The organism is Brachybacterium paraconglomeratum, from assembly GCF_003994255.1.
Taxonomy (GTDB): domain Bacteria; phylum Actinomycetota; class Actinomycetes; order Actinomycetales; family Dermabacteraceae; genus Brachybacterium; species Brachybacterium conglomeratum.
Window position 1 is genome coordinate 182,144 of sequence record NZ_ML133854.1, and the last position, 18,363, is coordinate 200,506.

General features: G+C 67.5%; 25 protein-coding genes. 17 read left to right on the forward strand and 8 right to left on the reverse strand.

Annotated elements, in window-relative coordinates; all coding sequences use genetic code 11:
- Positions 1-93: 93 nt before the first annotated feature.
- Complete coding sequence (locus tag DS079_RS08310) at positions 94-1,311, reverse strand: DNA recombination protein RmuC (protein ID WP_241237593.1); 1,218 nt, start codon at positions 1,309-1,311, stop codon at positions 94-96.
- A gap of 58 nt (positions 1,312-1,369) precedes the next feature.
- Positions 1,370-1,738 carry a winged helix-turn-helix transcriptional regulator gene (locus tag DS079_RS08315; RefSeq protein ID WP_126986472.1) on the reverse strand — a complete coding sequence of 123 codons (369 nt, stop codon included), beginning with the start codon at positions 1,736-1,738 and terminating at the stop codon, positions 1,370-1,372.
- A gap of 260 nt (positions 1,739-1,998) precedes the next feature.
- On the opposite strand from DS079_RS08315, the gene DS079_RS08320 reads away from it, so the two are divergent.
- The 8 genes from DS079_RS08320 (at position 1,999) to DS079_RS08355 (ending at position 7,896) form a co-directional block, all read left to right on the forward strand.
- On the forward strand, positions 1,999-2,649 hold the full coding sequence (locus DS079_RS08320; protein ID WP_126986474.1) for an NAD(P)-dependent oxidoreductase: 651 nt from the start codon (positions 1,999-2,001) through the stop codon (positions 2,647-2,649).
- A 206-nt stretch (positions 2,650-2,855) separates the two neighbouring features.
- On the forward strand, positions 2,856-3,941 hold the full coding sequence (gene ychF, locus DS079_RS08325) for a redox-regulated ATPase YchF (protein WP_126986476.1): 1,086 nt from the start codon (positions 2,856-2,858) through the stop codon (positions 3,939-3,941).
- 148 nt (positions 3,942-4,089) lie between these two features.
- Positions 4,090-4,323, forward strand: a complete 234-nt coding sequence (locus DS079_RS08330) for a FitA-like ribbon-helix-helix domain-containing protein (protein ID WP_126986478.1) — start codon at positions 4,090-4,092, stop codon at positions 4,321-4,323.
- On the forward strand, positions 4,320-4,745 hold the full coding sequence (locus tag DS079_RS08335) for a type II toxin-antitoxin system VapC family toxin (protein ID WP_126986480.1): 426 nt from the start codon (positions 4,320-4,322) through the stop codon (positions 4,743-4,745). Before DS079_RS08330 ends, DS079_RS08335 begins: the two co-directional genes overlap by 4 nt.
- Positions 4,742-5,293: a GNAT family N-acetyltransferase gene (locus DS079_RS08340; protein ID WP_126986482.1), complete on the forward strand. Its 552-nt coding sequence runs from the start codon at positions 4,742-4,744 to the stop codon at positions 5,291-5,293. Before DS079_RS08335 ends, DS079_RS08340 begins: the two co-directional genes overlap by 4 nt.
- Before the next feature lie 265 nt (positions 5,294-5,558).
- Positions 5,559-6,116, forward strand: coding sequence for a TetR/AcrR family transcriptional regulator (locus tag DS079_RS08345; RefSeq protein WP_206516147.1), 558 nt, complete (start codon positions 5,559-5,561; stop codon positions 6,114-6,116).
- A gap of 2 nt (positions 6,117-6,118) precedes the next feature.
- On the forward strand, positions 6,119-7,075 hold the full coding sequence (locus DS079_RS08350) for an SDR family NAD(P)-dependent oxidoreductase (RefSeq protein WP_241237594.1): 957 nt from the start codon (positions 6,119-6,121) through the stop codon (positions 7,073-7,075).
- Positions 7,072-7,896: an SDR family NAD(P)-dependent oxidoreductase gene (locus DS079_RS08355; protein ID WP_126986488.1), complete on the forward strand. Its 825-nt coding sequence runs from the start codon at positions 7,072-7,074 to the stop codon at positions 7,894-7,896. The genes DS079_RS08350 and DS079_RS08355 overlap by 4 nt, the downstream gene beginning before the upstream one ends.
- A 148-nt stretch (positions 7,897-8,044) precedes the next feature.
- On the opposite strand, the gene DS079_RS08360 is transcribed toward DS079_RS08355, so the two are convergent.
- Together DS079_RS08360 and DS079_RS08365 are read right to left on the reverse strand one after the other, a co-directional pair.
- Complete coding sequence (locus DS079_RS08360) at positions 8,045-8,938, reverse strand: RCC1 domain-containing protein (RefSeq protein WP_126986490.1); 894 nt, start codon at positions 8,936-8,938, stop codon at positions 8,045-8,047.
- Positions 8,939-9,250: 312 nt separating this feature from the next.
- On the reverse strand, positions 9,251-11,413 hold the full coding sequence (locus DS079_RS08365; protein WP_126986492.1) for a KAP family NTPase: 2,163 nt from the start codon (positions 11,411-11,413) through the stop codon (positions 9,251-9,253).
- A 134-nt stretch (positions 11,414-11,547) separates the two neighbouring features.
- On the opposite strand from DS079_RS08365, the gene DS079_RS08370 reads away from it, so the two are divergent.
- The 5 genes from DS079_RS08370 to DS079_RS08390 all read left to right on the forward strand — a co-directional run bounded on the left by DS079_RS08370 (position 11,548) and on the right by DS079_RS08390 (position 13,408).
- On the forward strand, positions 11,548-11,829 hold the full coding sequence (locus tag DS079_RS08370; protein ID WP_126986494.1) for a type II toxin-antitoxin system RelE/ParE family toxin: 282 nt from the start codon (positions 11,548-11,550) through the stop codon (positions 11,827-11,829).
- Positions 11,816-12,118: a HigA family addiction module antitoxin gene (locus tag DS079_RS08375; protein ID WP_126986496.1), complete on the forward strand. Its 303-nt coding sequence runs from the start codon at positions 11,816-11,818 to the stop codon at positions 12,116-12,118. Before DS079_RS08370 ends, DS079_RS08375 begins: the two co-directional genes overlap by 14 nt.
- Positions 12,115-12,609 carry a nucleotidyltransferase domain-containing protein gene (locus DS079_RS08380; RefSeq protein WP_044496367.1) on the forward strand — a complete coding sequence of 165 codons (495 nt, stop codon included), beginning with the start codon at positions 12,115-12,117 and terminating at the stop codon, positions 12,607-12,609. Before DS079_RS08375 ends, DS079_RS08380 begins: the two co-directional genes overlap by 4 nt.
- A gap of 164 nt (positions 12,610-12,773) precedes the next feature.
- Positions 12,774-12,998: a type II toxin-antitoxin system VapB family antitoxin gene (gene vapB, locus DS079_RS08385; protein ID WP_053918634.1), complete on the forward strand. Its 225-nt coding sequence runs from the start codon at positions 12,774-12,776 to the stop codon at positions 12,996-12,998.
- Entirely contained in the window at positions 12,989-13,408 is a 420-nt protein-coding gene (locus tag DS079_RS08390; protein WP_126986498.1) for a PIN domain nuclease, read from the forward strand. Before vapB ends, DS079_RS08390 begins: the two co-directional genes overlap by 10 nt.
- Before the next feature lie 106 nt (positions 13,409-13,514).
- On the opposite strand, the gene DS079_RS08395 is transcribed toward DS079_RS08390, so the two are convergent.
- The gene (locus tag DS079_RS08395) at positions 13,515-13,979 is read right to left on the reverse strand and encodes an MmyB family transcriptional regulator (RefSeq protein WP_206516148.1); all 465 of its coding nucleotides are present in this window, start codon (positions 13,977-13,979) and stop codon (positions 13,515-13,517) included.
- Between the two features lie 40 nt (positions 13,980-14,019).
- Between DS079_RS08395 and DS079_RS08400 the strand changes: the two genes are divergently transcribed.
- Both DS079_RS08400 and DS079_RS08405 read left to right on the forward strand, forming a co-directional pair.
- Positions 14,020-14,523, forward strand: a complete 504-nt coding sequence (locus DS079_RS08400) for a P-loop nucleotide/nucleoside kinase family protein (RefSeq protein WP_164736159.1) — start codon at positions 14,020-14,022, stop codon at positions 14,521-14,523.
- 51 nt (positions 14,524-14,574) lie between these two features.
- A complete protein-coding gene (locus DS079_RS08405) occupies positions 14,575-14,961 on the forward strand; it encodes a VOC family protein (protein ID WP_126986502.1) in 387 nt (128 codons plus the stop codon).
- A gap of 58 nt (positions 14,962-15,019) precedes the next feature.
- Here DS079_RS08405 and DS079_RS08410 read toward each other — a convergent pair whose 3' ends face one another.
- The 3 genes from DS079_RS08410 to DS079_RS08420 are packed head-to-tail and all read right to left on the reverse strand — an operon-like array spanning position 15,020 to position 17,078.
- Positions 15,020-15,787 (reverse strand): SCO1664 family protein, encoded by a 768-nt coding sequence (locus DS079_RS08410; protein ID WP_126986504.1) that lies wholly within the window; start codon positions 15,785-15,787, stop codon positions 15,020-15,022.
- Positions 15,787-16,362 (reverse strand): DUF3090 domain-containing protein, encoded by a 576-nt coding sequence (locus tag DS079_RS08415; RefSeq protein ID WP_126986506.1) that lies wholly within the window; start codon positions 16,360-16,362, stop codon positions 15,787-15,789. The genes DS079_RS08410 and DS079_RS08415 overlap by 1 nt, the downstream gene beginning before the upstream one ends.
- Positions 16,359-17,078, reverse strand: coding sequence for a histidine phosphatase family protein (locus tag DS079_RS08420; protein ID WP_206516149.1), 720 nt, complete (start codon positions 17,076-17,078; stop codon positions 16,359-16,361). Before DS079_RS08420 ends, DS079_RS08415 begins: the two co-directional genes overlap by 4 nt.
- A gap of 137 nt (positions 17,079-17,215) precedes the next feature.
- Between DS079_RS08420 and DS079_RS17415 the strand changes: the two genes are divergently transcribed.
- Complete coding sequence (locus DS079_RS17415; protein WP_241237595.1) at positions 17,216-18,094, forward strand: GNAT family N-acetyltransferase; 879 nt, start codon at positions 17,216-17,218, stop codon at positions 18,092-18,094.
- 93 nt (positions 18,095-18,187) lie between these two features.
- Complete coding sequence (locus tag DS079_RS17055; RefSeq protein WP_164736160.1) at positions 18,188-18,361, forward strand: hypothetical protein; 174 nt, start codon at positions 18,188-18,190, stop codon at positions 18,359-18,361.
- Positions 18,362-18,363: the final 2 nt, after the last annotated feature.

Consider the following 18,363-nt stretch of genomic DNA (forward strand, 5'->3'; position numbering starts at 1 on the left):
GCTCAGGCCGCGACCCGTGCGCGGCAGGGTGCGGCGCGCGGGCCGCATCGATCAGCGGGGTCGTGCCCTGCTCGGCGAGAGCGGACCGGCCGGTCAGCCCGCCGAGCGGCGGGATGCCTCCGTCGCCTCCGCGTCCTCGCGGCGCGGGCTCGCGAGCTGCGCGATCTCGTCCTCCTCGAGGGTGCGGGCGCGACGCGTGAGCTGCTCGACCTCGTCGACCGCGGTGCCTGCGAGGCCCAGGTCCTCGAAGCGGCGCGCGGTGACCATCACCCGGGACTGCAGCGAGCCGACGGCCTCGTTGAACGCGGCGACGGAGGAGTCCAGCGACCGCCCCACCTTCCCCAGATGGGAGGTGAACGTCCCGAGCCGGTGGTGCAGCTCGCGGCCCGCCTCGAGCACCTCGCGGGCGTCGCGGTTCAGCGAGTCGGTGCGCCAGGTGTGCGCGACCGTGCGCAGCAGCGCCATGAGCGTGGCGGGGGAGGCGATCACGACGTCCTTCGCGAAGCCGTGCTCGAGCAGATCCGGCGCGGACTCGAGCGCGGCGGCGAGCACCCCGTCGCTCGGCACGAACAGCACCGTGAACTCCGGGGTGTCCCCGAGCGCCTTCCAGTAGGCCTTGCCGGCGATCTGGTCCACGTGATGGCGCAGCGCCCGGGCGTGCGCGGTGCGCCGGGCGCGGGCGCGCTTCGGGTCCTGCTCCTCGACCGCGTCGAGATAGGCGTCCATCGGCGCCTTCGCGTCCACGACCAGGGTGCGCTCGCCGGAGAGGTGGACGACGAGGTCGGGGCGCTGGCCTTTCTCCCCGTCGGCCCGGTTGCCTCCGAGCTGCTCGGAGAAGTCCACGTGCTCGAGCATCCCCGCGGCCTCGACGATGCTGCGCAGCTGCACCTCGCCCCAGCGGCCGCGCGAGGTCGGGGCGCGCAGCGCGGCGGTGAGCGCGGTGGTGCCCTGTTCGAGGGACTGGGCCCGCCGCCCCAGCTCGCCGAGGTGATTGCGCAGCGCCCCTTCGGCCTCGGCGCGTGCCGCCTCGGAGCGAGCCAGGTTCCGCTCGAGCTGGGCGAGGGTCGCGGTCAGCGGCGCGAGGGTGCGCTGCAGCTCGGCCTCGCGCTCCTCCTCGGCGGCGTCGCGCCGGGCGACGTCCCGCTCGTGGCGCTCGTCGGCCAGGCGCAGCAGGCGATCGGCCGAGTCCTCGCCCGCGCTGCGCTGTGTGTGCGCGGCGCGCATGCGCTCGCGCAGCAGGAGGAACGTCAAGGCGGCGCCGAGCAGCGCGCCGAGGACGAGACCCAGCAGGAGCATGGTGGTTCCGCTCATGGGATCAGCACATCACGGCGGTGCGACAGTCGAGCGGACCCGCGCGCCCGGCGCGCGGTCAGGCGGTTGCGGAAACGGCGCCCCGGGAGGTCTGCACCTCGCCCATGTGGTCGGTCGCCCAGCCGATCAGTGCGCCGAGAGGCTCGAGCAGCGAACGCCCCAGCTCTGTCAGCTCGTACTCGACGCGCGGCGGGATCTCGGGGTGGACGGTGCGCAGCACGAGCCCGTCGGCCTCGAGGGAGCGCAGGGTCTGGGTGAGCATCTTCTGGGAGATGCCGTCGACCGTGCGCAGCAGCTCGGAGAAGCGGCGCGGACCGTCCTCGAGCGTGGTGATCAGCAGCACCGTCCAGCGGTCGCCGATGCGATCCAGCAGGCGGCGCGAGGGACAGTCGCGGGCGAAGGGGTCGTACGGGCGTGGGGTGGACATCGGGCGGTCTCCTCGAGGGCGGGAACGGCGGCGGACGGACTGCGGGTGAGAGAGGTCGACGGCCCGGCGGGCCGGGGCTCGTCGCGGGGGAGGGTCGACGGCGGCAAGGGGGGTTACCGCAAAGTGCCTACTTCCCCGCAGAGACAAGGTTACCTACAGTGAGCATGCAGGTCCACGCTTCACAGTGGATCCCTCATCGAGACGGCACCCTCGACGGTGCCTCGCAGCAGCGCTCCGCAGCGGGCGCGGAAGGAGAGCACATGGCTCGCATCGTCATCCTCGGCGGCACCGGCTACGCAGGAGGCCACCTCGCGCAGGAGGCCGCAGGCCGCGGCCACGAGGTCCTCGCGCTCAGCCGCACCGCCCCTGAGCAGGTCCCCGCCGGGGTCACCCACCGCGCCGGCGACGTGCGAGAGGAGTCCTTCCTCGCCGAGGCACTCGACGGCGCCGACGCCGTCGTCTCCGCTCTCTCGCCCCGCGGCGACATGGCCGACCTCGAGGCCTTCCGCGCCCTGATCGCGTCCGTCGCCCGTCTCGCCCGCGAGAAGGGCGTGCGGCTCGGCGTGATCGGCGGGGCCGGCTCGCTGCTGGTCGCCGAGGGCGGCCCGAAGCTCGTGGACACCCCCGAGTTCCCCAAGGAGTTCGCCGAGGAGCCGCGCGTGCTCGACGCCGTCCTGCAGGACCTCCGCGGCGCCGAGGAGGGGCTGGACTGGTTCTTCGTCAGCCCCGCTGGCGGCTTCGGCTCCTTCGCCCCGGGGGAGCGCACCGGCGCCTATCGCGTCGGCGGCGACGTGCTGCTGATCGACGAGAACGGCGACTCGAATCTCTCCGGCCAGGACCTCGCCGTCGCACTGGTCGACGAGATCGAGACCCCGGCCCACCGCCGCACCCGCTTCACGGTCGCGTACTGAGGGCGACTCTCCGGGGTCCCGTCGGCCGCGCGCCGGCGGGCCCCCGAGGCCGTCCGGCGGCGCCTGTCGGCCGATTGCTCGCCGGTGGACCATGACGGCAGCTCGGGCGTCGCGACGGCCGGGAGCGGCCCTGTGCGGGGCAGGGTCCGCGATCTCACTGTCCGAGGGCGTTGCCGGAGCGCCCGTGCCTCGTAGACTCATCTCCCGTGGCTCTTACTATCGGAATCGTCGGGCTGCCCAATGTCGGCAAGTCCACCCTGTTCAACGCTCTGACCCGCGCGGAGGTCCTCGCGGCGAACTATCCGTTCGCGACGATCGACCCCAACGTCGGCGTGGTCCCGCTGCCCGACCCGCGCCTGGCGCAGCTCGCCGAGATCTTCGGCAGCCAGAAGCTGCTGCCGGCGACGGTGTCCTTCGTGGACATCGCCGGGATCGTCAAGGGCGCGAGCGAGGGCGAGGGCCTGGGCAACAAGTTCCTCGCCAACATCCGCGAGGCCGAGGCGATCTGCCAGGTCACCCGTGCGTTCTCCGACCCCGACGTGACCCGCGTGGACGGCTCCGTCGACGCCGCCGGCGACATGGAGACCATCACCACCGAGCTGATCCTCGCCGACCTCCAGACCATCGAGAACTCGATGCAGCGCCTGGAGAAGGACACCAAGCGCGGCCTCATCGACGCCGCCGTGCTCGAGAACGTCACCAAGGCCAAGGCCCTGCTGGAGACCGGCAAGACCCTCTACCAGGGCGCGAAGGACGCCGGCATCGACGTCGCCCAGCTGCGCGAGCTGCAGCTCATGACCGCCAAGCCCTTCATCTACGTCTTCAACACCGACGAGGACGGCCTCGCCGACACCGCCATGCAGCAGCAGCTGCGCGAGCTCGTCGCCCCCGCCGAGGCGATCTTCCTCGACGCCAAGTTCGAGTCCGAGCTCATCGAGCTCGACGCGGACGAGGCCGCCGAGATGCTCGAGAGCACCGGCCAGGAGGAGTCCGGCCTGGACCAGCTCGCGCGCGTCGGCTTCGACACCCTCGGCCTGCAGACCTACCTCACCGCCGGTCCCAAGGAGTCCCGCGCCTGGACCATCCCCAAGGGCGCGACCGCCCCGCAGGCCGCCGGCGTCATCCACACCGACTTCGAGCGCGGCTTCATCAAGGCCGAGATCGTCTCCTTCGACCAGCTGATGGAGGCCGGGTCCATGGCCGAGGCCAAGGCCAAGGGCTGGGTGCGCATGGAGGGCAAGGAGTACGTCATGCGCGACGGCGACGTGGTGGAGTTCCGCTTCAACGTGTGATCAGCGCTCTTGATCGTTGATCCGAGCATCGCCCCGGTTGCCTCGTCATGAGGGGACCGGGGCAGTGTCGTATTGGAGGGTCCTCGCCTCTGGCAAGGTCGCTGCCGCACGCTGCTATCATGACTGATATCAGAGGAGGTGGTCGCCGATGTCATCCATCATCGTTCGCGGTCTCGACGACGCCGTGAAACAGCAACTCGCCGCGCAGGCGAAGGAGCACGGTCGGTCCATGGAAGCCGAGGTTCGCGCCATCCTTACCAAGGCTGCACGCAGGCCGCACATCGGAATCGCTCTGCTGGCTGCCGCGCAGGATGTCGGTGGAGTCGAAGATCTGCCGATCCCTGTGCGCGATGACGTCGCGCGGGCGGTGGACTTCGAGTGATCATTCTCGACACGAACGTGATCTCGGAGATCTTTCGACCGTTGCCTGAGCCACGCGTGGTGGACTGGCTCGCGTCCCTGGAGGGTGACGTCGCGATTACGTCCGTCACGCTCGCGGAACTGTTGGCGGGTGTGCGACGGCTGCCGGATGGTCGGCGCAGGGATGAGCTGTCCAGGCGCATCGACGCGGCGCTCGCACCGTACCGGGGCGGCCGCGCTGTGCTGCCGTTCGATGACGTGGCGGCCGACCGCTACGCCGACGTGCTCGTGGCTCGAGAGAGCACGGGAGCGCCGATCAGTACCGCCGACGCGCAGATCGCCGCGATCTGCCTGACGCACGGAGCAACCTGCGCTACGCGCAATGTGAAGGATTTCCAGCACACCGGCGTCGAGCTGGTGGACCCGTGGAAGGTCGACGCGTGAAGCACCATTCGATCGAGATCCTCGCCCACCAGGAACTCACTGAGGCCGACCTGGGTGAGCTTCGACAACTCTTCGACAGCGAGTATCTCAAGGAGTTCGGAGAGTGGGATCCGCAACAGCCCTACGGCTACGCGTCACATGATGTCCACGTCATGGCGCGGATCGAAGGTCGCGTCGTCGGCCACGTGGGATGGGCGCGCCGCGAGATCGCTGTCGGTACGGAGATCGTCGCGATCGCGGGAGTCGGCGGTGTCTTGATCTCCGCTGACGCAAGAGGGATGCGTCTCGGGGGTGAACTCATGGGGTGGGCAGAGCAGTCGATGCGCGATCGCGGCCACCTCGCGTTCGGCTACCTGGGCTGTCGAGAGCAAGTCGTCCCGTTCTACGCTTCATGTGGTTGGCATCGGATCTACGCCCGCGAGAAGTCGATCGGGCGTGATGGCGAATCTGTCGTGGACGAGCCTGGCCCGCCGATCCTCATTCGGCCAATCGCCCCGCTCGAGCCGTGGCCGGAGGGCGACATCAACCTGCGCGGACGGGCTTGGTAGTCGCTGACTGCAGATGGTCGTACGTGCCGGAACGTGGTGGATTTTAGATTTTCGGTCTAACGTCTGTGGTCGTCCTTCGTGCGGATCGCGGACCGAATATCCACGGGGCTCGGTTGTGTAGGAGGGCGAGTGCGGGTACCTTATGAAAGGAAACCGTTTCGTATCGAAAGGACGGGGCATCGTCATGACAGAGGGCTCAGGTGGACTCGGAGGATCGTCAGGTCGCCCTGTCAATGCTGAACTGACGCCGGCGATCATGGAGGCGGTGCTGTCTCTGCTCGCGGACGAGGGCTACGCCCGGCTGACCACCGCTGCGGTCGCGAAGCGGGCCGGGGTGTCCACAGCGACGCTGTACCGCCGATGGCCCTCCAAGCGGGAGCTCCTGCTGGCCGCGGCTGGTCAGATCGGCGAGGCCGAGGCGGACGACGTCGACACCGGCACAGTGGGGGGAGACCTGCGCGCGCTGCTGGCCCATAAGCGTGCTGTGCTCTCCGGCAGGATCGGCGCGACACTCGTCGCGCTCGTCGGCGAGTCGGCGCATGACCGAGAACTCGCCGCGATCGTGCGCACCAGCATCCTCGAACCGACGCGGGAGCACCTGGAGGCGATCTTCGACCGTGCTGCCGCACGGGGCGAGGCCGTGGGAGCCGATGCCGCATCCGCGGCGCACCTGGTCGTGGGGACGGTCTTGGCCCGCGTCGCTTTCGCGGAAGGCGCAGGACACGACGACCTTCTGCCGGGCAGCGACGTGACACTCCTGATCCAGGCCATCGCCGGTGACACCGCCCAACCGGGTCCCGGCGGAAGGGCCCGGAGGCGATGACGATGGAGCAGACCGTGGTGATGACCGGAGCGAGCCGCGGGATCGGCCGCACGGCGGCGCGCCGCCTGCTCGCCGGTCGCCCGCAGGCGCATCTGGTGCTGCTGAGCCGTACCGTCCCGCAGGCACTGGTCGACGAGTTGCGAGCAGCCGGCGGGTCGGTGACTGTCATCCGAGCCGACCTGTCCTCTCTGCGCAGCGTGAGCGAGGCGGCTGACGAGGTGGTGGAGCTGGTGCATCCCGGCCGCCTGCCACCGATCGGAGCGCTGGTCTGCAACGCCGGGGTGCAGCTGACGAACGCACTGACCGAGACCGTGGACGGCTTCGAGGCGACCTTCGCGGTCAACGTCCTGGCCAACCACGTCCTGCTGCGGAGGCTCCAGGGGCACCTGCCTCCCAGCGCGCGGGTCGTCGTGACGGTCAGCGACACGCACTTCGGCGACCTGAGGCACAACCTCGGCATGGTGCCGGGCCCGCAGTGGCACCCGGTCGAGACCCTGGCCCGGGCCGCAGCGTTCCCCGACCCGAGCGGCAGCACAGCGGGGCGGGCCGCCTACTCGACCAGCAAGCTCGCCGCCATCTACCTCGTCCACGAATACGCGCGCCGACTCCCGACTGGCTTTACGATCACCTCGTTCAACCCGGGCTTCGTGCCCGGCACCGACCTCGCACGCGACGCCGATGCCATCTCCCGGTTCGCCATGCGACGGGTCATGCCCCTGCTGACGCTCACCCCGCTGGCGACATCGCCCGACCGGGCAGGGCGGTTCCTGGCCGACGCGGTACTCGGCACCGTCTCGGCCCCGACCGGCGCGTACGTCGACCGTGACCGAGTGGCTGCATCATCGCCGGCGTCCTATGACCGGCAGCGCGAGCGTGAAGCCTGGGAGGCGGTCGAAGCGCTCACAGCCCGGTTCCTCCCCTCCGTTGCTGACCCGAATCCAGGAAGGGAGAACCGATGAGAACGATCGTCATCACCGGAGCCAGTGACGGCATCGGCGCGGCAGCCAGCCGACAGCTCGCGGAGACCGGCGCACGGCTGATCCTCGTAGGGCGTTCGCCGGAGAAGACCAGCGCGGTCGCCGCCGCCACCGGTGCCGAGCACTATGTCGCCGACTTCGCCAGGCTCGACGACGTACGCCGCCTCGCCGGCGAGCTGAATGAGGTCTGCGAGCGGATCGACGTGCTGGCAAACAACGCGGGCGGCATGTTCTCCGGACCGACAGTCACCCAGGACGGCTTCGAGAAGACCTTCCAGGTCAATCACCTCGCCCCTTACCTCCTCACGCATCTGCTGATCGACAAGTTGATCGGCAGCCGCGCGGCCGTGGTCAATACCTCCAGCATCGGCGCGCGCTTGTTCGGCCACATCGACCTCGAGGACCTGAACAACTGGGCGGGGTTCTCACCGAACAAGGCCTATGGCGACGCCAAGCTCGCCAACATCCTGTTCACCAAGGAGCTGCACGAGCGCTTCCACGGCCGGGGCCTCTCCTCAGTCGCATTCCATCCTGGCAATGTCGCGACGAACTTCGCCTCGGACACAGACAGCTACTTCCAACGCGTCTACCACGGCGCGCTCAGGGCGTTCCTGATCTCCCCAGAGCAGGGAGGAGCACGCCTGCGGCACTTCATCGAGGGTCAACCGGGCCGGGCGTGGACATCGGGGGAGTACTACGGTGCACCGGGCCGGATCGGCCGCACGAACAGGCAGGCCTACGACGCCGGTATCGCGGTTGAGCACTGGCGGCGAAGCGCGGCCATGCTCAGCATCGACTGGTGAAGAGCATGCGCCCACAATCCCTCGGCTGCAAGTGAACGGTCTCAGTGACCTTGATCCCTGATCGGAACCAGATGGCTGTACGTACCGGAACGTGGTGGAGTTGAGGTTCAACGTGTGATCGACGGTCGATTACCGGGCATGCCGGACTTCAGTTCATCTGTGGTCGAGTGGCCCAGGCGTTGACATTGCATTGCTGCTCGGTGTGGTCGCCCGCAGCCACGACTGTTCCGTCGGCGCGCAGCCCAAGCGAGTGTCTCGCTCCGGCTGCGATCGCTGTGATGCCGGTCCATGACTGGACATCGCACTGGCCGAACTGGTTGTCGCCCGTTCCGAAGACCCTTCCGGTCTGGCTCAGCGCGAGCGTATGGACGGAGCCGGCCGCCACTGAGGTGATGCTTCTCCACGATGACACCTCGCACTGGCCTCTGCTGTCGTCGCCGACGGCGACGACGGTGCCGTCTTCGTGTAAGCCGACGGTGTGCAGGTAGCCGGCAGAGACCCCGGACACGTGTGTCCACCGGGCGACGTCGGTCTGCCCTCGCTGATTGTTGCCAGTTGCGAGGGCTGTGCCGTCGCGTCGAACTGCGACTGTGTGCCAGTCGCCGCACGCGATCGCGACGATCCCGCTCCACAACTGCACGTCACACTGTCCTTCCGCGGTGCGACCGGTGGCGACGACCGATCCGTCGGCACGTAGCCCCACGGTGGTCCTCCAGCCGGCGGCTATTGCCGTGATCTCGCGCCACTGCGTGACGGCGGTCTGCCCGGCGTCGCTCCAGCCGGTAGCAAGTGCAGTCCCATCGGCTCGGAGCCCCACTGTGTGAGACTTGCCGGTATTGCGGGCCGTGTGGACGCTGCCAGCGGCTACGGCGATGACGTCGGACCAGGGTAGTACGTCACACTCGCCGGCTTGATTGTTGCCAGTGGCAATCACGGTCCCGTCCTCGCGTCGCAGCACTGAGTGCCGGTTCCCGGCCGCGAGTACGGTGCGCACGTGGGCCTCCTCCGCGGTTCTCGTCGCCACCTGATCGTAGGCCGTCATACCAGTCGTTGCGGCAACGCCCGTCTCGTGGCCCCAGCGCGACGTGGCAAGGTTACCGACCTCGGAACTCGGACGAGCTCCAGCACTCCCGCGACCGTAGTGACAGCTCTGGTGCTCGCAGTCGTTCGAGAGCTTGTGATCGTCCCGATCTCCCACATGGGAGCGCCGGAGGGACGGTGAGCGAGCACCGACCTATGGACATAGCTCTCCAAAGGTGATTCGGCTACGGAATGCGGTCAGTTTTCGTTTTGCCGTCTAAACTTTCCCCTCGCACTCGGAGGGGAAAGCCATGGGATCAGACGACGCCGCTTGTCACGAGTCGCTTCCGCTGGCTTCTTTGGCGTCCGCCCCTCGCGGCGAGATTAGCGGCTTGGTGAACTGTCGACGGTATAGCCAGCCAGTATCAGGACAATCGCTCACATCCTTACTCTCGACCGACCGTGCTTCTATCCCGGTGATCTTCGTGAAGAGGGCCCCCGAGAATGACGCATATGAGGGTCGTCCGGAGCCTCCGATTATGTAAGAGAAACTGACGAGCCTCGCTGCAATGTCTTCAAGAGAGAAATCGTCAGATTCTAAGCCATTCGCAATGTCGGCCCGAAAGCTCTCCAGGGTCGGCGACTCGGCGATGACGTCATAGAGGAAACTGTTACCTGCTTGTGCCTTCGACTCGTCACCCTGGCGGAGACCATTCAGCAAAATCGACGACAATCTATCGGCCTCTCGATGCAGCGCTTCACGCAGAGTCTGCGCAGTTTCATCATTGAGCGCATCCACGTCGCGGTTCGCTGTCGTAATTACATGGGTGCGACGGTGAATATCGGAGCATGCCATCAACGCGCAATCAATTTCGCTCTTAGGATTTGCGTCGACAAGGCGACGGAGCAGCGTCGCAGCCCAGTGTGTTAAGTGGACCAAGTTGGAAGTCAAAGAGCTCAGTCTGTCTTCGGCGTCATTGACAAGGGTCATGCCGACGGTTAACAACTCCAGTGTGACTGGACCGGAGGGACCTTCGTGGTGCGGCAGCTCTCTGATATCTGGATATAGCGAGCGGATCTTGCTCAGCGTCAAGGTCACCCGTGATTCGTCGTCGGCGGAGAGTAGCGAATGTAGATCGGCGCCGTTGCCGACGGCCGCCTTCCCAATCGCTCGGCTGACGATGGCGTCGGGTACGTCGTGTTCAGGGATAGCTTGCGCGAGGTACCGATCGAAGTAGTCGGGATGCGCGAACCGTCTGGGCGCAGCGCGGGAAGGGCTTGGGGCGCGAGTAGCAGGAAAGAGAACAGCTAGAACCGCGCGTGCATCTCGACGATCCTCGTTGCGATCGAGGACTTCAAAGAGTTGATCCCAATCCGGCTGCTCTACCTCACGTCTGCCGAAGCTCGCTATCGAAGGAGACGAGCGAGTTAGTTCACTCTTCCACGACTGCAGTCGGGCGAAGACGTCGGGAAACTGAACCTTGAGGAAAACGGTCAAGATGAGGTCCACATCATTCATCTCACTGAGATCGTGGCTCCTGAACTGCTCGCGAACTTGCGCCAGGAATCGCTCAATTGCGCGCGGTGTAGTGAGTTGGGAGGGCATGGTGGACAGGATGATGTCACCGAACCGGTTCCTGTCGAAGCTTGTCTCGACACGTTCCGGGGTCAAAATCTCCGTCAGCCCGGCGTCCAGTATTTTTACGATCTGGCTCGTGAGAAGGGGCGGGATACTCAGTGGATACTGAACTATCTTCTCCATGAACGCCCGAGCCCTAGCCTTCGATGCGTTGGACTGGTCTGGATTCTGCAAGGTCTCGATGAGGGTTTGTTCATCGTAGGCCAAGATGAAGTCGACACCGGGGAAGCGGCCAAGCAGACGCACCACCTTAAGGAGGTCGAATAATTCGCCGGGTTGGAGACGGTCAATATCGTCGACGACGACCAGCACTGGTGTTCCGAGGGTCCGCAGTTCTGTCGCGATCTCTTCGAAGGCTACATTCCACGGTTTCGATAAGCGGGTCTCAAGACTTCGCGTCGCCTCGGCAACTGCCGATCCCGCGACCGGGATCAAGGCCGCAAAAGGCCGCGCGATGTCGGCGTAGGTACTGATCAGGCCACGCAGGTCCTTACTGTTACTCGATTTTGGCGCAACGGTTGCAAGAGCGGAAAAGAACTCGGAAAGCAATCCCTCAGTTCCGGATGTCGCCCAAGGCGTAAACGAGACGACATGCCATCGGTTTTCGTCGAATTTCGTGAGGAAGGTGGTGATCAAGGCGATGACTGAGGACTTGCCACAGCCCCAAGGGCCCTCAAGTCCATAGACAACGCTGGATTCCGGGGAGTGGTTCTCGTCGATCAGTCGCGCTATGCGTTGGGCTACCTGTGCACGCTGGAGAGTGTCCTGGTCGGCTGTTGTGATCGGATCGTCTCGCCAGCCAAGCGAGGGCTTAGGTTGGTCGGCGGTCGGATGGTGCTCGTTCCCAGGTGAGTTCACACTTAGAGCCTACGTGCAACCCGTGATCAGCGGTGCAGCTAGGCACTGGTTGAGACGTTATTCGGCTACGGAACGTGGTGGAGTTCCGGTTTAACGTCTAGCGTTATTGACGCCGGTCGTTATATCCTGGTCTCGTGATCAGATCGTTCGGGAGCAAGGACACCGAACGATTGTGGCGTCGTGAGCGAGTGCGCTCGATCGATCATCGGATCCATCGGGTCGCACTGCGCAAGCTTCGTCAGGTGGGATCGGCGGAGTCCATCGAGGATCTTCGGGTCCCGCCGGGCAACCGGCTCGAAGCGCTGAAGGGCGACAGCGCCGGGCAGCACAGCATCAGGATCAACGACGAGTGGCGGATCTGGTTCGTGCGGACCGACGCAGGACCGGAGGAGGTGGAGATCGTTGACTACCACTGAGAAGATTGCCCCGATCCACCCTGGGGAGCTCCTCATGGAGGACTTCATCGAGGGCTTCGGGATCACGCAGAACAAGCTCGCCGTGTCGATCGGCGTCCCGCCTCGGCGGATCAACGAGATCGTGCATGGCAAGCGGGGGATCACGGCGGACACCGCGCTCCGGCTCGGCAAGCTCTTCGGCACCACCGCACAGTTCTGGCTGAACCTGCAGACGCTCTACGACCTCGACCTCGCAGAGGATCGCGCGGCTGAGCAGATCGACGCCATCGTGCCGCTGCAATCCGCATGACCTTCAGCGGGATGGACGCCGCTGAGGTAGTCCGGGTCGTTGGCTGGCTCGAGGAGCGATCAGTCGTCTACCAGGTCAACGGCGGATGGGCCGTTGACGCTCTGCACGGTTCCCAGACCAGATCGCATGGTGATCTGGATGTGTTCGTCGACTCGACGACGGTCGACGCCCTCATGGAATGGTTGCTCGGTCGCGGATACAGCATCGTGGAGGACTGGCGTCCGATCCGAGTTGAGCTGCGCGCCGGCGACAGGGCGGTCGACATCCATCCGATGGACGTGGACTGTGTCGGCGACGGGGTCCAGCAGGGCTTCGGTGAAGACTCGTTCGTCCACCGAGCGCGCGAGCGCGCGGTCGGAGTGATCGGAGATCGCTCGGTAGTTGTCGCGTGCGCCGCGCGACTCATGGCGCTGAGGCTCGGTTACGACCTCCGGCCGGAGGACCGCCACGATCTCGACGTGCTTGGGAGGTTGGTCGCCGACCACTCTTGAGGTCCGTGGCGGGCAGTTGACGCAGATGGTTGTCCGTGCCGGAACTCAGTCGAGTTCCGCTTCAACGTGCAGGCAGGCACCTTCGCGCGTGTGCCGCAGTCAGAGCCGAGTGGCCCTCGACGCAAGTGTGATATCACGATATCGTTCTGGGGGAGGTGGTCGTGATGACGAACGTGCTGATCCGTGGTCTGAGTGAGTCTGCCGTCGAGCGCATCGATGCTGAGGCGGCGGCCCTGGGGCTCTCGCGCAACGAGTACCTGCGTCGGCGCTTGGAGCAAGATGCCCCGCCTCCAGCAGCGGCCACGGTCGATGCTGATGACTGGAGGCGCTCAGCGGAGGCTTTCAGGGATCTTGCTGACCCTGACGTGATGGATGCCGCGTGGCGGTGACGAACTGGCTGGTCGACAAATCGGCATACGTGCGGATGCAGGCCGGGCAGGCGGCGAGCCTCTCCGAGTGGAACTCGCGCATTGAGCGCAGGCTGATGCGTCTTTCGACGGTGACGCGGCTCGAACTCGGCTTCTCCGTCCGCTCGGGTGAAGTGGGGCGCGAGGCGTTCGGGCTGCCTCCGCTGTCGCTCATGCCGATCGAGCACCTCACGCCCGCGATGGAGGATCGCGCCTTCGAGGTGCAGATGCTCCTCGCCGATCGTGGCCGGCACCGCGCTCCGTCCATCCCGGATCTGCTCATCGCCGCGACGGCGGAGAAAGCGGGGTTGACAGTCCTGGCCGTCGACAAGGACTTCGATCTCATCGCGGAGGTCACCGGTCAGCCTGTGGAGACGCTCGTACTGAACTGACCCATTGCGGTCGCGTCACCGGCCCATGAATCGACTGGCGGTGCAGGATCTCAGTGGGCTTCGAGACGATGTCCCGGCACTGGTGCCGCCAGTGCCCGTGCTGACGTCAGATCCTGCGCAGCTCTGTCGCATCGGCGGCGTTCCACGCCGCCAGCAGCTGCAGTCTCTCCGCCGTCGGGGCGGTGGGCTCTGCGATGTAGGCGGACAGGGCGATCGACGGCTCGGAGTCCAGTGCGAGCTCCTTGAAGCCGAGGGTGGGCTCCCCGACCTCGTGGTGGTGGAGGATCTTCGTCCCGGCGCGGTGGACGCCGACGTCGTGAGCGGCCCACCGGGCGCTGAAGTCCTCGCTGCGGGTGGTCAGCTCGCCGACGAGCTGACTGAGCTGCTTGTCGTGCGGCGTCGCTCCGGCCTGGGCGCGCAGGATCTTCACGCAGGTGGCGGCGGCTCCGTCGAGGTCGTCGTAGAACCTGGCGGCGGCGGGTTCGAGGAAGACGAAGGATGTCAGGTTCGGCGCGGAGGCGTCGGAGACCCCGGTCAGCTCGCCCTTCTCGATCCGGGTGTAGTAGTCCACCGAGGCAGATCTCCTGGTTCCACCGTGCGCTCGCCTGGTCGTGCTCTCCGGTCTCCCGGGAGTCGGGAAGACGAGCATCGCCAAGATCGTCGCTGCGCGCACAGGGTCGGTCCACCTGTCCGTCGACGCGGTCGAGGACTCGATGCTCGCCTGCGGTCTGCCGCGAGGCTGGGTGGTCGGGGTCGCTGCCTACGAGGCGACGCGTGCGATGGCCGAGCTGAACCTTGGGCTCGGCCACGATGTCGTCGTCGACGCGGTGGACGACAGTGACGAGGCCCGGCAGACCTGGCGTGCTGCCGCGGCACGAACAGGTGCAGACATCGAGTTCGTGCACCTCCTGATCTCGGATGCGCAGGAGCATCGACGGAGGCTCCATGGCAGGGATCGAGGGCTCGCGCAAGTCGGCGAACCGACCTGGGCGGACGTGCAGCGCAGGCGTTCCGACTGTGCGGCGTGGTCCGATGCCGTGCCGGAGATCGACACAGGCGAACGGACTGCCGACGAGGTTGCGGATCTTCTCGTCACCGGGCTCGGCGTGCGGTGACGGCCTCGATGCTAGAGTTGTCTTGACGTCAAGATAAAAAGGGGGGCGGCGATGAGGCTCCACCACGTTCAGATCTCCATCGCGCGCGACGGGGAGGATGACGCTCGCCGCTTCTACGGTGAGGCGCTCGGGCTGCAGGAGGTGTCGAAGCCGCCGTCGCTCACAGGCCGGGGCGGATGCTGGTTCCGTGCCTTCGACGGTGACGTGATCACCGCCGAGCTCCATCTCGGCGTGGAGGAGCCGTTCCGTCCGGCCGAGAAGGCCCATCCGGGTCTCGTCCTCGACACGCTCGACGAGCTCGAGGCGACGGCTGCACGCATCGAACACGCCGGCTATGAGCTCTCCTGGGCGGAGCGCGATACCTTCGAGGGGTACGTCCGCTTCCATGCGCGCGACGGCTTCGGCAATCGTGTCGAGGTGATGACGCCGGCTGCGTGACATGCGGTCGGTGCAGTCGCCCGCCGCCAGGGGGTGTCGTCGGAGAGTGTGGCCGCGCTCAGAACAGCGGCCACGGCACCGCCGGCATCTCGCCGCCCGGGGCCGGGAAGAGCCCGTCCTCCTGCAGCCGGGCGCATCGCGCTGCGAGGGCTGCGAGCTCGTCGGCGCTGAGCAGCTCCGCAAGACGCTCGCCGAGCTCGCCGTCCAGCTCGTCGGCGACGCGGCCGACGCCTCCCAGCTCCTCGGCGGTCAAGGGCTCGCCCAGCCAGCCCCACAGGACGGTGCGCAGCTTGTCGTCGTGGTGGAAGGTGAGGCCGTGATCGACGCCGTAGCGGTGCCCGCCCTCCATGGCCAGGACGTGGTCGCCCTTGCGGTCGGCGTTGTTGACGATCACGTCGAACACCGCCATGCGCCGCAGCGCGGGCGTGTCCTCATGGACCAGGACGATCTGCTGACCATCCTGGTCCTCGCCCTCGAGGACGGCCCGCCAGCCCGTGTCGGGCACCTCGTCCGCCGCGACGAGGTCCACGGGGCTCTGATCGGGGTCCCGCTCCTGCCAGAGCTGCACCATCCCCTCCCCGAACGGGCCGTCGCGCAGCCAGGTGCGCGGCACGACGTCCCAGCCGAGGGCCTCGGAGACCAGGAAGGAGGCCACTTCCCGACGGGCCAGAGTCCGGCCGGGGAAGTCCCAGAGCGGGGCCTCGCCCGCCACGGGCTTGTACACGACCGCATCGTCGCCGATCCTGCCCAGGAACGTCGCGTTCGACGCCGTCGCGAGGCGACCGGTGAGCGTCAGCTCGGCGGTCACCAGGTCAGCCTGGGACATCAGGACTCGGGGATGATGCAGGTGTGGCCATCGGGGTCGATGGGGTAGCCGCAGAGAGTGCACAGGGGACGCCCGGCGTCCACGACCTCGCGGGTGCGCTGGGTGAACGCCCGGGCGGTGCCGACGGGCATCTTCACCCTCAGCATCTCGGAGTCCTCGGCGAAGGAGTCCTCCGCGGACGAGTCCTCCGCGAACCCCTCGTCGAGCTCGTCGTCGGCGGGGAGAGGATGCGCCTCGATGATCACCTGCGCCGTGGTGGGGTCCCAGCCGATGCCGATGGTGCCGGCGCGGAACTGCTCCTGGACGGGCTCCAGCGGATCGTTGTCGACCAGCTCGACGGGAGTGCTGGTGGGCACGCTCCAGCGGTTGTCCTCGACCTCGCGGAGCCGGTCGAGGATCTCGTCGATCTTCTGCGCGAGCAGGGCCGACTGCTCCTTCTCGAGGGCGATGCTCACGATCTGCGCGCCCGTGCGCGCCTGCAGGTAGAACGTCCGGGCCCCGGGACGGCCGACCGTCCCGATGACGACCCGGTCCGGCCAGTCGAACTCATGAACATGGGCGGGCACGTCGGTCATGTGACGATCCTAGGCGCCGCGGCCTCGGCAGCGGGAGCGCCCGCACCGCCGCCCACCGCGGCATCACCGGCGTGCACACCCTTCGCGAGCCAGGACAGATCGCCGGAGTCGGTGTTGATCGCCAGGACCCGCGGACTGACCGCGCCGTAGCTCACGATCGACACCGAGGCGGGGCCCGCCTCCAGCCTCTGGAACATGTCCAGGTGCATGCCGAGCGCATCGGCCAGGACCGACTTGATGATGTCGCCGTGGCTCACCGCCACCCACACCGCTCCCGGACCGTGCTCGGCCTCGATCTCCGCATCATGGCGTCGGATCGCCGCCACCGCCCTGGCCTGCATCCCCGTCATGGACTCGCCGCCGGGGAAGACGACCGCGGAGGGATGCGACTGCACGGTCCGCCACAGATCCTCCTTCGCGAGATCGTCGAGCCGGCGGCCCTGCCACCGGCCGTAGTCGCACTCCGTGATCTCCTCCTCGACCGACGAGGGCGGCGCGACCGCCTGTCGCTCGACGATGGCCCGGGCGGTCTCCCGGCAGCGTTCGAGAGGGCTGGAGACCACGCCGGCCACGGGCACTGCCGCGATCCTGTCGCCGGTCCGCGCCGCCTGGTCCCGTCCGTGAGCGTCGAGGGCGACACCGGGGGTCCGCCCTGCCAGCAGTCCTGTCGCATTGGCCGTGGTGCGACCGTGCCGCACGAGGAGAACTGTCGCCATTCCTCCAGCGTAGCGAGGCTGGGGAGACCTGCTCCACCACCTGCCCGTCAGCGCCCGCGATCCACGGCATCGTGCTGAGCCCCGGGCGAGTAGGGTCTCGACGACTGGGCGCGGAGCACGCCGGGGAGGGGCAACCGATGGATGACAGGCCGACGGACGGTACGAGGGACCAGAACAGCGCGGACGTCGTCGAGCTCACCGGGCGGCTCCTCTGCGCTGACCTCACCGAGGCCTCCACGGTCCGGCAGCACCTGCCCGAGCACATCGCCCTCACCCGCGCCGAGCCCGGATGCTTCCGCTTCGAGGTCGAGCCGACCGAGGACCCGCTGGTCTGGACCGTCGTCGAGCAGTTCGTGGACCGTGCGGCTTTCGATGCGCACCAGGCGAGGGTTCGCACGAGCCGCTGGCTCGAGGCCACCGCAGGGATCGCACGGGACTACGTCATCTCGACCCGGGATTCGCTCGACGAGGTGAGCGCCGTTGCCCCCTCGCCAATGCTGCGCCGGCTTCGCGCCTCCGACGCCCCAGCGGTGCATGCCGCGTTCGGATCGGCCGACGACATGGCTCGTCAGGGCGACGTGACCACGCTGGCGGAGGCCGAGCGGTATGTCGCGCGCCTGCTCGCGGAGGACTCACCGCATGAGCCCTGGGCGATCGCCGAGGGCGAGGAGCTGATCGGGCTCATCGCCGTCACCGTCGACGAGGAGAACCTCAGCGGCTGGTTCTGGTACTGGGTGACGCACCGTGCCCGCGGACGCGGCCTCACCGCCCGCGCCGCCGCGACTGTCGCGCAGTGGGCGCTCACCGAGCGCGGCCTCGAGCGACTCGAGCTCGGGCACCGCGTGAACAACCCGGCCTCAGGCGCCGTCGCGCGAGCGGCGGGCTTCGCCAAGGAAGGCACCGAGCGCGGCAAGTTCCTCATCGACGGCCAGCGTTTCGATGTCGACACCTACGGCCGGCTGCGCACGGACCCGGCCCCGGCCTTCGACTCCCTGCCCCTGCGCGCCGGCGAATGACCGCGCGAGCCGCTATGCCACCGCCGCGTCACGCAGCTGCAGTCGGCGCACCCCGGGACGTATCCTGGCTCACACGGCATTGGAGGGATCGTGATGAGCGCGTCGCAGCACAAGCCCGTTCATGACCACGCGCCGGGACCGGGGGAGGAGACCCCGCTCCCGGAGCTCGAGGCGGATGAGACCGTCGCGCCGCGCCCCGAGGAGGAGATCGCGGATCTGCTGCGCGCCGATCCCGCCACGGAGGTGCCGGAGCCTGCGGCCGACTGACC

Coding starts and splice junctions, on each gene's coding strand:
- DS079_RS08310 (WP_241237593.1), bottom strand. CDS start 1,311: ATGAGCGGAACCACCATGCTCCTGCTGGGTCTCGTCCTCGGCGCGCTG.
- DS079_RS08315 (WP_126986472.1), bottom strand. CDS start 1,738: ATGTCCACCCCACGCCCGTACGACCCCTTCGCCCGCGACTGTCCCTCG.
- DS079_RS08320 (WP_126986474.1), top strand. CDS start 1,999: ATGGCTCGCATCGTCATCCTCGGCGGCACCGGCTACGCAGGAGGCCAC.
- DS079_RS08330 (WP_126986478.1), top strand. CDS start 4,090: ATGTCATCCATCATCGTTCGCGGTCTCGACGACGCCGTGAAACAGCAA.
- DS079_RS08350 (WP_241237594.1), top strand. CDS start 6,119: ATGGAGCAGACCGTGGTGATGACCGGAGCGAGCCGCGGGATCGGCCGC.
- DS079_RS08355 (WP_126986488.1), top strand. CDS start 7,072: ATGAGAACGATCGTCATCACCGGAGCCAGTGACGGCATCGGCGCGGCA.
- DS079_RS08360 (WP_126986490.1), bottom strand. CDS start 8,938: ATGACGGCCTACGATCAGGTGGCGACGAGAACCGCGGAGGAGGCCCAC.
- DS079_RS08380 (WP_044496367.1), top strand. CDS start 12,115: ATGACCTTCAGCGGGATGGACGCCGCTGAGGTAGTCCGGGTCGTTGGC.
- vapB (WP_053918634.1), top strand. CDS start 12,774: ATGACGAACGTGCTGATCCGTGGTCTGAGTGAGTCTGCCGTCGAGCGC.
- DS079_RS08405 (WP_126986502.1), top strand. CDS start 14,575: ATGAGGCTCCACCACGTTCAGATCTCCATCGCGCGCGACGGGGAGGAT.
- DS079_RS08410 (WP_126986504.1), bottom strand. CDS start 15,787: ATGTCCCAGGCTGACCTGGTGACCGCCGAGCTGACGCTCACCGGTCGC.
- DS079_RS08415 (WP_126986506.1), bottom strand. CDS start 16,362: ATGACCGACGTGCCCGCCCATGTTCATGAGTTCGACTGGCCGGACCGG.
- DS079_RS08420 (WP_206516149.1), bottom strand. CDS start 17,078: ATGGCGACAGTTCTCCTCGTGCGGCACGGTCGCACCACGGCCAATGCG.
- DS079_RS17415 (WP_241237595.1), top strand. CDS start 17,216: ATGGATGACAGGCCGACGGACGGTACGAGGGACCAGAACAGCGCGGAC.
- DS079_RS17055 (WP_164736160.1), top strand. CDS start 18,188: ATGAGCGCGTCGCAGCACAAGCCCGTTCATGACCACGCGCCGGGACCG.